This window comes from Dactylosporangium maewongense (assembly GCF_039531485.1).
In the GTDB taxonomy this organism is placed as follows: domain Bacteria; phylum Actinomycetota; class Actinomycetes; order Mycobacteriales; family Micromonosporaceae; genus Dactylosporangium; species Dactylosporangium maewongense.
This window is the reverse complement of the sequence record NZ_BAAAQD010000021.1, coordinates 144,486-156,593: the sequence shown is the minus strand read 5'-3', so window position 1 is coordinate 156,593 and position 12,108 is coordinate 144,486. Positions and strand designations below refer to the sequence as shown.

Sequence of the window (12,108 nt, the reverse complement as noted above, 5' to 3'; positions counted from 1 at the left end):
GGCGTAGCGAACGAATCATTCGGCTTGACGAACGATTGCGACCAGTCCAGCATATCGAACTATGCGTTCGATGATACGAACACGGGATCCCATCGTCCGCGACGTCAGCGCGCTGTGTGCCGCGGCCGTCGTGGTCGGCCTCTCGTTCGGCGCGATCGCCACCGCCGCCGGCCTGCCGCTCAGCCAGATCGTGGTCATGTCGGCGTTCGTCTACGCGGGCGGCGCGCAGTTCCTCGCGGTCGGGCTCGTCTCCGCCGGCGGCACCGCGCTCGCGATCGTCCTGGCCGGCCTGCTGCTCAACGCCCGGCACCTGCCGTTCGGCCTGGCGATCGGCAACGAGACGCTCGGCGCGAGCCGGTGGCGGCGCATCGTCGGCAGCCACATCCTGACCGACGAGTCGGTCGCGTTCGCCCTGGCGCAGGACGACCCGGCGCAGCGCCGCCGCGCGTACTGGCTGACCGGTGTCGCGTTGTTCGTCACGTGGAACATCGCCTCGACCGTCGGCGCGATCGCCGGCAGCGCCCTCGGCGACCCGAACCGCTACGGCATCGACGCGGCGTTCCCGGCCGCACTCCTGGCGCTGACGCTGCCCTCGTTGAAGGATTCCGCGTCGGTACGAGTGGCAGTCGCCGGTGCCGCGATCGCGCTCGCCACCACGCCGCTGCTGCCGGCCGGGTTGCCCGTGCTGCTGGCGCTGCTCGGACTCGCGTTCGCGCTGCCCGTGCCCGGTTCCAAGCGGCGGCCGTCATGAGCTGGATCGCGATCATCGTCCTGGCCGCCGGCACGTACGCGCTGCGCTTCGCCGGGCCCGTCCTGCGCAGCCGGCTGTCGGTCTCCGACGCCGTCAAGCGCTACCTGACCCTGGCCGCGGTCGCGCTGCTCGCCGCGCTCATCGGCACCGCCGCGCTGCTCGACGGCACCGACTTCGTCGGCGTCGCCCGGCCGGCCGGCGTCGTGGTCGGCGCCGTGCTCGCGTGGCGGAAGCTGCCGTTCGTGGTCGTCGTGGTGGCCGCCGCACTCACCGCCGCCCTGCTCAGACTGGCCGGAATCCAGTAACTACAGTCGAGGCATGCCTGAGTTCGCGTTCTCGCCGCTGCTGCCGCTCGGACCCGACACCACCGAATACCGGCTGGTCACCAGCGACGGGATCGGGCGCGACGGGCGGTTCCTCACCGTCTCCCCCGAGGCGCTGACGCTCCTCACCGACGAGGCGATGCACGACATCGCGCACTTCCTGCGCCCCGCGCACCTCGCCCAGCTCCGCTCGATCATCGACGACCCGCTGGCCTCCCCCAACGACCGGTTCGTCGCGCTCGACCTGCTCCGCAACGCCAACATCGCCGCCGGCGGCGTCCTGCCCATGTGCCAGGACACGGGCACCGCGATCGTCATGGGCAAGCGCGGCCGCTTCGTCCTCACCGACGGCGACGACGAGGCGGCGATCGCCCGTGGCGTCTTCGACGCGTACACCCGCCTCAACCTGCGCTACTCGCAGCTCGCCCCGCTGACCATGTGGGATGAGAAGAACACCGGCTCCAACCTGCCCGCGCAGATCGAGCTGTACGCCGAGGGCGACGACGCCTACAAGTTCCTCTTCATGGCGAAGGGCGGCGGCTCGGCCAACAAGAGCTACCTCTACCAGGAGACGAAGGCCCTGCTCAACCCCACCCGGATGATGCAGTTCCTGGAGGAGAAGCTCCGCCTGATCGGCACCGCCGCCTGCCCGCCGTACCACCTGGCCGTGGTCATCGGCGGCACCTCCGGCGAGCACGCCCTGAAGACCGCCAAGCTCGCCTCCGCGAAGTACCTCGACACGCTGCCCACGTCGGGCTCACCGACCGGCCACGGCTTCCGCGACCTGGAGCTTGAGGCCGAGGTGCTGCAGCTGACGCGGGAGTTCGGCATCGGCGCGCAGTTCGGCGGCCGGTACTTCTGCCACGACGTCCGCGTCGTCCGCCTCCCGCGACACGGCGCCTCCTGCCCCGTCGCGATCGCCGTCTCCTGCTCCGCCGACCGCCAGGCCGTCGGGAAGATCAACGAGTCCGGGGTCTGGCTGGAGCAGCTGGAGCGCGACCCGGCCCGCTTCCTGCCCGACGTGACCGACGAGCACCTGGACGACGACGTGGTCGCGGTCGACCTGACCCGCCCGATGTCGGAGATCCGCGCGCAGCTGTCGGCCCTGCCGGTGAAGACCCGCCTGTCCCTGACCGGCCCCCTGGTCGTGGCCCGCGACATCGCCCACGCCAAGATCGCCGAACGCCTGGACGCCGGCGAGCCGATGCCCGCCTACCTCCGCGACCACGCCGTCTACTACGCCGGCCCGGCCAAGACCCCCGAGGGCTACGCGTCGGGCTCGTTCGGCCCCACGACGGCCGGCCGCATGGACGCCTACGTGTCGAAGTTCCAGGCCGCCGGCGGCTCCCTCGTCATGCTCGCCAAGGGCAACCGCTCCAAGCAGGTCACCGAGGCCTGCAACACATACGGCGGCTTCTACCTCGGCTCCATCGGCGGCCCCGCCGCCCGCCTGGCCCAGGACTGCATCAAGCACGTCGAGGTCCTCGAATACCCGGAGCTCGGCATGGAGGCCGTCTGGAAGATCGACGTCGTCGACTTCCCCGCCTTCATCGTCGTCGACGACAAGGGCAACGACTTCTTCGCCGAAGTCACCAAGCCCGTCCTCACCGTCGGCCGCCGCTAGCCGTCCGGCTCAGGGGCGTCCTATGGGCGCCCCTGACCGGCGTCAGCAGCGACTCACGCCGGTGATGGATTCGATGGCGGCGACCGGTATGAGTCTCCGTGCAAAGATCCTCGCCCGTTGGCCGTTAGGTTCGTCGCCTATGCGCTCGTCGATTGCGACGAACTCGTGATCGCTGGACGTGATCTCGCCGCATATCGATTCGTTGCTGGTCCTGATCTGCACAGAACCGGGAAGTGCAGGACCGGGAAGGCCGTCCGGCACCAACCACGAGACGAGAAGCGCGATGCCCAGCGCCGCGACACCGATACCCGCGATCGCCGGCTGGTTGGCGCCGCTGGACAGCAGGCCGGCACCGACCAACGCGAATGACAGAAATGCCACCGCCAAGGCAAGGATGACAAGGAACCGCCAGTCCGACGCCGACGCCCCGGCCACCAGATCTGTTCCGCCAAGGACGACAGCCAGGGCGAACGCCGCACTCGTCACACTCAGCCAGCGATAAGACTGGCGAGGCGGGGCATCCACAGCCGTGAGCTCCTGCGTGTCGGTCACGGCGTGAGCGTAGCGATTCAGGAGCAGCGCCACTGTCCCGCGCGTTGGCGCCGACAGCACCGGCAACGACGCTTCGCCGAAGTCACGAAGCCCGTCCTCACCGTCGGCCGCCGCTGACCTTCTTCTCGTGAAGCCCCCGCCCAGAACACCATAGACCGGTCAATCTCGCCGCCTGTCGCTGTCGGCGGCGAGGGGGCGGGAGGCGGCGTGGACCAGGGGGAGGGTTCGGTGGGGGATCTGTTCGGCGAGGGCGATGATCGTCGAAGAGCGCTCGATGCCGTCGAAGCCCATGACGCGGTCGATGACGCGTTGGAGGTCGGAGTTGGAGCGGGCGACGATGCGGCACATCAGGTCGCCTGAGCCGGTGATGGTGTGGGCCTCCAGGACCTCGGGGATCTCGGCGAGGTGGGCGGCTACCGGGTCGTGGCCGTAGCGCTGGCGGATCTCGAGGGTGACGAAGGCGGTCACGCCGTAGCCCAGGGCCGCGGGGTCGATGTCGGGGCCGTAGCCGCGGATGACGCCGCGGTCGGTGAGGCGGTCGAGCCTGGCCTGGACCGTGCCGCGGGCGACCTGCAGGCGGCGGGAGCACTCCAGCACACCGATGCGGGGCTCCAGGGCGAGCAGCGCGATCAGCCTGGCGTCCAGCGTGTCGATCGGACTAGGCAACTTGTCCACCAGTACCCCCGAAACCAACGGCAAAATGAGCAACCTGACCATGGAGAATAGCGTTCCTTGCACAGCCGCCGTGGGCGACCGAGGCTTGGCGCATGACCCAGGCTGTCGAGGACATCAACGAGCTCATCGGTGCTGTCGAGCGCGACGTTTCGCATGATCCGTTCCCGCTGACGGGGCTCGATCACGTGCTGTTCTACGTCGGCAACGCGAAGCAGGCCGCGCACTTCTATTCGACCGCGTTCGGGATGACACTGGTCGCGTACCGGGGGCCTGAGCAGGGCTACCGGGACCACGCGGAGTACGTGCTGCGGTCCGGCTCGGCGGTGTTCGTGCTGGCGGGCGGGGTGCACCGGCAGGCCGCGGCGACGCAGCACCACGAGCGGCACGGTGACGGGATCGCCGACATCGCGCTGGAGGTGCCGGACGTCGACGCCGCCTACGCGCACGCGCTGCAGCAGGGGGCGACCGGGCTCGAGCAGCCGCACGACGAGACGGACGAGCACGGGACCGTCAGGGTCGCGGCGATCGCGACGTACGGCGAGACCCGCCACACGCTGATCGACCGCTCGCGGTACAGCGGCCCCTGGCGACCGGGCTTCGTGGCGAAGCAGCCGATCGTGGCGCCGCCGGCGAAGCGGTTCTTCCAGGCGGTCGACCACGTCGTCGGCAACGTCGAGCTGGGCAAGATGGACGAGTGGGTCGAGTTCTACAACCGGGTCATGGGCTTCACGAACATGGCGGAGTTCGTCGGTGACGACATCGCGACGGAGTACTCGGCGCTGATGAGCAAGGTCGTCGCCAGCGGCACCCGAAAGGTCAAGTTTCCGCTCAACGAGCCCGCCGTGTCGCGCAAGAAGTCGCAGATCGACGAGTACCTGGAGTTCTACGGCGGGCCGGGCGCGCAGCACATCGCGCTGGCGACCGGGGACATCCTGCGGACCGTCGACGTGATGCGGGCGGCCGGGGTGGAGTTCCTGGTCACGCCCGACTCGTACTACGACGACCCCGAGCTGCGGGCGCGGATCGGCCGGGTGCGGGTGCCGATCGAGGACCTCAAGGCGCGCGGCATCCTCGTGGACCGCGACGAGGACGGGTACCTGCTGCAGATCTTCACCAAGCCGGTGCAGGACCGCCCGACGGTGTTCTTCGAGCTGATCGAACGGCACGGCTCGCTCGGCTTCGGCAAGGGCAACTTCAAGGCGCTCTTCGAGGCCATCGAGAGGGAACAGGAGAGTCGCGGGAACCTGTAACACTGTCGGGGTGACATACCCTCAGCCTCCTCAGCACAACCCATACCCCCAGGGCCCTCAGCATCCGCAGCACAACCCGTACCCCCAGGGTGCATACGGTGTGCCGGCGCAGGCCTACTACGGGCCTCCGCCGGTGCCCATGGCGCCGACCGGTCAGCCGCTCGCCGGATTCGGCGCCCGGCTCGGCGCATACATCATCGACGCGATCGTCTTCAGCTTCCTGTCGATGATCGTGATGATCCCGGCGATCATCGGGATCGTCGCCTGGGCCGAGTCGCAGGCGTCGCAGATCGAGACCGACCCCGTCACCGGCCAGATCACCAACTCCCCCGACCCCGGGACGTTCATCGGGCCGATCATCCTGATGTACGTCGGCCTCTTCGTCGGGCTGTTCGCCCTCAGCTACGTGTACTACGTCGAGCTGTTCCCGTCCCGGCGCGGTGTCACACTGGGGAAGCGGGCGCTCGGTCTGACGCTCATCCGGCTCGACAACCCGTCGGCGCCGATCACCCGCGGCGTTGCCGCCAAGCGCTGGCTGATGCAGTACGTGGTGGCGATCTTCGTTCCGTTCTTCTCCTGGGTCGACGGCCTCTGGCAGCTGTGGGACAAGCCATACCAGCAGTGCCTGCACGACAAGGTCGCGACGACGGTTGTGGTAAAGGTCAACAGGTGACAGCTCCAGGTTGGTATAAAGACCCCGTCGACTCGGCCGTCCAGCGGTACTGGGACGGTGAAGGCTGGATCGGCGACGCCATCCCGGCCGACGCGGTCGCGCCGGCGGGGCCGCCAGCCGTCGCTCCACCGCCCGTCGAACCGCCACCGCAGCCCGTCCCGCAGATGGGCGCGGTCATCCTGCCGCCCGGCACGCCCGTGCCACCCGGCGGCTTCCCACCCGGCCAGCTGCCGCCCGGCGCCATCGTGCTGCCGCCGGGTGCGCCGCTGCCACCCGGCGCCCAGCCGCAGGGCACCCTCCCGCCCGGTGGGTACCCGACCGGCGCCGTCCAGGTGCTGCTCCCGCCGCAGGCCTTCGCCGGCCTCAACCCGGCGGCGGCCATGCCGCACGGCCGCCAGGTCGCCGGCCTCGGCGCGCGGCTGCTCGCCCGGCTCGTCGACATCGCCGCGCTGCTGCTGATCAACGCCGTGGTCACCGGCTGGTTCGTCTACCAGTACCTGCGCGAGATGTGGCCGGTGTTCCAGGAGTCGTACGACCGCTACCTGGCCAACGAGTCGCCCAGCGACGTCGTGCCGCCGGACCGCGCCAACTCGCTGCAGGTGGTGATCCTCATCCTCATCGCGGCCCTGTGGTTCGCCTACGAGGTGCCCGCGATCGCCAACAACGGCCAGACCCTGGGCAAGCGCCTGCTGAAGATCAAGGTCATGCGGCTGGAGAGCGAGGAGCGCATCGGCTACGGCCGTGCCATCCGCCGGTGGAACCCGCTGGGCCTGTCGGTGCTGCTGTGGACCTGCGGCGTCGGGTTCGTGCTGCAGTTCCTCGACAGCCTCTCGCCGGTGATCGACTGGCCGCTGCACCGGGCCTTCCACGACCGTTCGGCCGGCACCGTCGTGGTGCGGGACGTTCCGCAGCAGCCTTCTGAACCTAGTGGAGATCCTTCATGACCCGCCTCACGCGACCCGACCTCGACGCCCTGCCCGCCTACGTCGCCGGCCGCACCGTGCCCGGCGCGATCAAACTGGCGAGCAACGAGGTCCCGTACGGCCCGCTGCCCGGCGTCGTCGACGCGGTCACGGCGGCGATCAGCGGCGCCCACCGGTACCCGGACCCGGGCGCCACCGCGCTGCGTGCCACGCTCAGCGACCGGCTGGGCGTGGACCCGGACCGCATCGCCACCGGCTGCGGCTCCGTCGCCCTCTTCGAGCACCTCTTCCGCGCGACCTGCCTCCCGGGCGACGAGGCCGTCTACGCCTGGCGCTCGTTCGAGGCGTACCCGATCATCGCCGCCGCCTCCGCCGCGACCAGCGTCCGCGTGCCCAACACCGCCTCGCACGAGCACGACCTGCCGGCGATGGCCGCCGCGATCACCGACAAGACCCGCCTGGTCATCGTCTGCAACCCGAACAACCCGACCGGGACCGCCGCCGGCAAGGCCGCTCTCGACGCGTTTCTGGATGCTGTACCGCCGACGGTGCTGGTCGCCCTGGACGAGGCGTACCGCGAGTTCGTCACCGACCCCGACGTGCCCGACGGCCTGGTGGAGTACGGCGACCGCCCCAACGTCGTCGTCCTGCGCACTCTCTCGAAGGCGTGGGGCCTGGCCGGCCTGCGCGTCGGCTACCTGATCGGCTCCGCCGAGGTCGCCGCGACCGTGCGCAAGGTCATCACGCCGTTCTCGACCTCGGCGACGGCGCAGGCCGCGGCCCTGGCCGCCCTGCAGTCCGCCGACGAGATGCAGCGCCGGGTCGACCTGATCACCGCCGAGCGCGAGCGGGTCGTCACCGCCGTCCGCAAGGTGTACCCGGATGTCCCCGACACCCAGGCGAACTTCTTCTGGCTGCCGCTGGGCGACGCCGCCCTGGACTTCGCCGCCAAGTGCGAGGAGTCCGGCGTGATCGTCCGCGCCTTCGCCGGCGACGGCGTCCGCGTCACGATCAGCTCCCCCGGCGAGAACGACGCCTTCCTCGACTGCCTCTGACCGCTGCGCTCATGATCCGGAAGACCTCGCCCAGCCCGAGGCCTTCCGGATCCCTGCCCGGCAAGCGCCCCTGACGGGCTACGGGAGCTTGTCGAGGAGGGTCTTCATCTCGGTGAGCTCGGCGGTCTGGGTTGTCGCGATCTCGGCTGCGAGGTGTTTGACCGCTGAGCCCTGCTCCTGGGCGGTCTTCGCGGTCTCGATGGCGCCCTCGTGGTGTTTGATCATGAGGGTCAGGAGCTTGGTGTCGAAGGCGGGGCCGGTGGCGGCCGCGAGCTGGCGGAGCTCGGTGTCGGTGAGCATGCCGGGCATGCCGCCCATGTCGCCCGCTTCGTGATGCATGGGGCCCGGCACCGGCTCGCCCCATGAGCGGAGCCAGGCGGACATGGTGGCGATCTCGGGATCCTGGGCCTTGCGAATCTTCGCGGCGAGGGCCTTCACGTCGGGGTTCGAGGCGTGGGTGGCGGCCAGGTCGGCCATGTCCACGGCCTGCTGGTGGTGGGGGATCATGTCGGTCGCGAACTGTACGTCGGTCGCGTTGAAGGCAACGGAGACCGTCGGCGACGCGCCGGCCGATGCCGTCATCCTCGGCGTGGCATCGTGACCATGGGAACTGGAACCAGAGCCAGTGCCGGAAGAGCAGGCGGCCAGCAGCGCCGCGGTCAGCGTGACGGCCGCGGCAAGGCCACCGCCGCGAACCCGACCGCCACGAACAGGGGCGCCGGCAAGGGCGGGCGGCATCAGCCGATGCCGACCAGGACGACGGTGTTCATGCTGAAGTAGTACCGATCGTCGATCTCCGACGCGTTGGTGGTGTGCAGGCGCTCCACGCTGAGGTAGCCGCCGTGCAGGTACAGCTCGCTGAACACGAACCTGTCCTCCGGCCGGATCCGCAGCTCGGTGCTCGACGTGACGGCGCCGGTGACGAGGTTCAGGACCAGGAGCTGGTAGTCGCGGTTGATCAGGTAGACGTTGCGCTGGTCGGCGCCGATCAGCGTGCCCGAGACCTCCGACATCCACAGGCGCTGGCCGGACGTGCGGGAGAAGGCCCAGATGTAGCCGCCCACGACCTGCTCGGCCAGGACGTCGCCGACCACGACGACCTTGTCCTTGTCGGGCACGAGCTCCGGCTTGACGATGTGGTCGGCGCCGAGGGACCAGTACGTGGGGGTGATGCTGCCGATGCCTGAGGCGGCGTCGGCGAAGGAGACCACGTCGCCGGTCGGGGCGGCCTTGAACAGGGCGCAGCCCGAGCGGCCGAGCTGGCAGGAGGTCGGCTCCAGGTACCAGTTGGTGATGTTGTCGGGGCCGATCGACGCGCCCGGCGGGCGCCACGTGGTGAGGAGGGTGCCGGTGCCGGCGTCGTACACCTCGAGGGTCGCCGGCTTGGCGCAGGTGTCCTTCACGAAGTAGGCGTCGAGGCTGGTCCAGTCGACGGCGTGGCAGCCGGGGGTGGCGGCGAAGGAGTGGGTCCAGCGGATCTTGCCGTCGACCGGGTCGATGGCCTGCACGACGTCCTTGCCGGTGGCGATGACGACCTGCTGGTGGTCCAGCGCCGAGGTGGTGACGAAGAGGTCCTCCGGGCTGTACAGCGTCTTCGCACCGGTGCGGCGGCCCTTGAACGTCTCGCCGTCGGCGGGGTCGATGCGCACCTGCCAGACGATGTCGCCCTTCTCGGCGTCCAGGGCGACGATCTCGCCGTCGGACCACTTGGTGACGACCACGGACATGCCGACGCCGCTGGCGGGCTTCTCGACGGCGACGACCGAGACGACCTCCGCGGGCCAGCGCCGGTACGCCCAGTGCGGCGTCATCAGCCGCTGCGCGGTCACGGGCGTGTCGGCGAACACCCGGCGCTGCTCGGTGTAGACGCGCAGGCGGCCCTCGACGATCAGCGGGGCGGAGGGCAGCTCGGCGTACTGGATGGACTTGACCGGCTCGGGCGACGGCACCGGCTTCTTGGCGCTGCTGACCGTCTCGGCGGGCTTGAGGGTCCGGTACGCGGTGACGCCCATCGCCGCGATGACCACGAGCGCGAGGAGCGCGGTGAGCACCCGGCGCAACGACCGGGGCCAAGTCCGCGGGCGCACCGAAAGACGCCCAGCACCACCGGTCCCCATAACCACCTCCGCCGGGCACCATACCCGGCGATCGTCGCATTCTGCTCACGGTGACCGTCGATCGCCGGGCTTCTCACACCTGCGTCACCACCGTGCCGGTCACTTCACCAAAGCCAACCACGGCCCCACCCGTACACCACCCGGTGGCGGAAATCGTGACCGTGTCGCCATCGAGCAGAAAGCTACGGGTCATGCCGTCGTCGAGCCGGACCGGCTGTGCGCCGTTCCACGTCCGTTCGATGAACGAGCCGGTCTGCTCGGGCGTGTCGCCGGAGATGGTGCCGGACGCGTACAGGTCGCCGGTGCGCGCCCAGGCGCCGTTGGCGGTGAGGTGGGCGAGCTGCTGCGCGGGCGTCCAGTAGATGCCGGCATACGGCGGCCGCGACACGAGCGTCCCGTTCCACCGGATCTCGCAGCGGATGTCGTACGAGTAGCGCTCCGACTCCGCGAGGTAGGGCAGGACGGGCGGGTCCTGGACCACGGCGGCCACCTTCGCGGGCTCCAGCGCGTCCAGCGGCACGACCCACGGCGACACCGACGTGGCGAAGGACTTGCCCAGGAAGGGGCCGAGCGGCTGGTACTCCCACGCCTGGATGTCGCGGGCGGACCAGTCGTTGACCAGTACGGCGCCGAACACGTGCTCGCGGAAGTCGTCGACGGCGATCGCTCCCTTGGAGGGCACGGACGGCGCGCCGACGACGAACCCGAGCTCGGCCTCGACGTCCAGCCGCCGGGACGGGCCGTAGCTGGGGCGCTCCTCGTCCGGCGCCTTGCGCTGCCCCTGGGGGCGCGGGATGTCGGTGCCGGAGACGACGACGGTGCCGGCGCGGCCGTGGTACCCGATGGGCAGCGACTTCCAGTTGGGCAGCAGCGACGGGGCGTCGGGGCGGAAGATCGCGCTGAGATTGTTGGCGTGCTGCTCGGAGGAGTAGAAGTCGACGTAGTCCGCGACCTCGAACGGCAGCGCGAGCGCGACGCCGTCCACCGGGTGCAGGTGCTGCTCGACGGTCCCGGTCACGCCGCCGGTGAAGAGGTCGGTGAGCTGGGCGCGGACCCGGGTCCAGGTGGGGCGGCCGGCGGCGAGGAAGCGGTTCAGGTTCGGCGCGCCGGTGAACGCGCCGCCGGCGTCGACCAGGCCGGCCTCCTCGGCGGCGGCGAGGTTGAGGACGAGGTCGCCGGCGCGGACGCCGACCCACCCGTCACGGGTGGCGCACAGGGGCAGGTTGTGCAGGCCGAAGGGGTCGTCGGCGGCGGGCTGGATCCACGGGGTCACGCATGCACCTCTCGGGGTAGGAGGCCCAGGTTGGTCAGGTCAGTGATTGGCTCGTCGACGCTGCAGCTGCCGAAGCCGACCCACAGCGGGCGCGGCCGGTCCAGCGCGCCGCGGACGGCCGTCGCGAGCGGGAGCCCGTCGGTGGCGGCGAGGATGCCGGCCAGGTCGGCGGGCTCGGCGCCGTCTTCGGCGGCCAGGCACGCGGCGAGCACGTTGAGGAAGCCGTGGTGGACCAGGCCCGTGTCGGGGTCGGTGTGCCGCACGGCGTGGTGCAGGCCCGCGGTCAGCTTGAACGGCAGCTCCCGGTCCCGGCACGCGCAGATCACGGCGGCGAGCTCGACCGGCGTCGGGAACAGCTCGGCGGCGAGCCCCCCGGTGCGGAACTTCGCGGCGACCGGCAGCCCGTCGGCCCGCAGCCTCGCCAGGTGATCGAGGGCCTGCATCAGGCCCCAGGCGAGCGGCACCTCGAAGTACCAGGACCACGGCTTGTCGCTGTACTTCTGGGCCAGGGCGGCGAGCCGGTCGATGCCGGGTGCGGGGTCCTCGCCGCGCTTGGCGACGGGCGACTCGACCTGCCGGACGGTGAGGTTGCCGGGGATCGCGGCGAGGGCCTGGTCCACGGCGGCCGGCTCGCCGACGACGCCGATGTCGACGGTCGCGGCGATCTCGGGCAGGTCGGCGGTGGGGACCAGCAGCGGGCCGATCATCGGCGCCCACCGGCCGGCGCGGTGGCGGAGGTGGGCCGGGACGGCGTCGGGCAGCGGCATGCTCCCCGGCGGGAAGACGGCGGCGTCGTCGACCAGGGCGGCCAGCAGAGGCGGTACTGCGTTTGACACAGCTTCCGAATCTAATGGACGCTATACAGGGCGGACAACTTCGTCCGCTATCCGGA

General features: G+C 70.6%; 13 protein-coding genes. 7 read left to right on the top strand and 6 right to left on the bottom strand.

Annotated elements, in window-relative coordinates; genetic code table 11:
* Positions 1-70: 70 nt before the first annotated feature.
* From ABD332_RS41410 to ABD332_RS41400, 3 genes are read left to right on the top strand one after another with little or no spacing between them, the layout of a single operon-like run.
* A complete protein-coding gene (locus tag ABD332_RS41410) occupies positions 71-751 on the top strand; it encodes an AzlC family ABC transporter permease (RefSeq protein WP_344509186.1) in 681 nt (226 codons plus the stop codon).
* Positions 748-1,056, top strand: coding sequence for an AzlD domain-containing protein (locus ABD332_RS41405; protein ID WP_344509184.1), 309 nt, complete (start codon positions 748-750; stop codon positions 1,054-1,056). The genes ABD332_RS41410 and ABD332_RS41405 overlap by 4 nt, the downstream gene beginning before the upstream one ends.
* A gap of 13 nt (positions 1,057-1,069) precedes the next feature.
* Entirely contained in the window at positions 1,070-2,698 is a 1,629-nt protein-coding gene (locus ABD332_RS41400) for a fumarate hydratase (RefSeq protein ID WP_344509182.1), read from the top strand.
* A gap of 42 nt (positions 2,699-2,740) precedes the next feature.
* Here the strand turns inward: ABD332_RS41400 and ABD332_RS41395 are convergent, their stop codons facing one another.
* Together ABD332_RS41395 and ABD332_RS41390 are read right to left on the bottom strand one after the other, a co-directional pair.
* Positions 2,741-3,250 carry a hypothetical protein gene (locus ABD332_RS41395; RefSeq protein ID WP_344509180.1) on the bottom strand — a complete coding sequence of 170 codons (510 nt, stop codon included), beginning with the start codon at positions 3,248-3,250 and terminating at the stop codon, positions 2,741-2,743.
* Positions 3,251-3,409: 159 nt separating this feature from the next.
* Positions 3,410-3,967: an Lrp/AsnC family transcriptional regulator gene (locus tag ABD332_RS41390; RefSeq protein WP_425552378.1), complete on the bottom strand. Its 558-nt coding sequence runs from the start codon at positions 3,965-3,967 to the stop codon at positions 3,410-3,412.
* A gap of 50 nt (positions 3,968-4,017) precedes the next feature.
* Between ABD332_RS41390 and hppD the strand changes: the two genes are divergently transcribed.
* The 4 genes from hppD to hisC all read left to right on the top strand — a co-directional run bounded on the left by hppD (position 4,018) and on the right by hisC (position 7,826).
* Complete coding sequence (hppD, locus tag ABD332_RS41385) at positions 4,018-5,175, top strand: 4-hydroxyphenylpyruvate dioxygenase (protein WP_344509176.1); 1,158 nt, start codon at positions 4,018-4,020, stop codon at positions 5,173-5,175.
* Between the two features lie 100 nt (positions 5,176-5,275).
* A complete protein-coding gene (locus ABD332_RS41380; RefSeq protein WP_344509174.1) occupies positions 5,276-5,848 on the top strand; it encodes an RDD family protein in 573 nt (190 codons plus the stop codon).
* Entirely contained in the window at positions 5,845-6,792 is a 948-nt protein-coding gene (locus ABD332_RS41375) for an RDD family protein (protein ID WP_344509172.1), read from the top strand. The genes ABD332_RS41380 and ABD332_RS41375 overlap by 4 nt, the downstream gene beginning before the upstream one ends.
* The gene (gene hisC / locus ABD332_RS41370) at positions 6,789-7,826 is read left to right on the top strand and encodes a histidinol-phosphate transaminase (RefSeq protein ID WP_344509170.1); all 1,038 of its coding nucleotides are present in this window, start codon (positions 6,789-6,791) and stop codon (positions 7,824-7,826) included. Before ABD332_RS41375 ends, hisC begins: the two co-directional genes overlap by 4 nt.
* A gap of 78 nt (positions 7,827-7,904) precedes the next feature.
* Here the strand turns inward: hisC and ABD332_RS41365 are convergent, their stop codons facing one another.
* The 4 genes from ABD332_RS41365 to ABD332_RS41350 all read right to left on the bottom strand — a co-directional run bounded on the left by ABD332_RS41365 (position 7,905) and on the right by ABD332_RS41350 (position 12,052).
* Positions 7,905-8,408: a DUF305 domain-containing protein gene (locus ABD332_RS41365; RefSeq protein WP_344509168.1), complete on the bottom strand. Its 504-nt coding sequence runs from the start codon at positions 8,406-8,408 to the stop codon at positions 7,905-7,907.
* Positions 8,409-8,563: 155 nt separating this feature from the next.
* The gene (locus ABD332_RS41360) at positions 8,564-9,877 is read right to left on the bottom strand and encodes an outer membrane protein assembly factor BamB family protein (RefSeq protein WP_344509166.1); all 1,314 of its coding nucleotides are present in this window, start codon (positions 9,875-9,877) and stop codon (positions 8,564-8,566) included.
* A gap of 139 nt (positions 9,878-10,016) precedes the next feature.
* Positions 10,017-11,216 (bottom strand): fumarylacetoacetase, encoded by a 1,200-nt coding sequence (gene fahA, locus ABD332_RS41355; RefSeq protein ID WP_344509164.1) that lies wholly within the window; start codon positions 11,214-11,216, stop codon positions 10,017-10,019.
* Positions 11,213-12,052: a hypothetical protein gene (locus ABD332_RS41350; protein ID WP_344509162.1), complete on the bottom strand. Its 840-nt coding sequence runs from the start codon at positions 12,050-12,052 to the stop codon at positions 11,213-11,215. Before ABD332_RS41350 ends, fahA begins: the two co-directional genes overlap by 4 nt.
* Positions 12,053-12,108 lie beyond the last annotated feature (56 nt).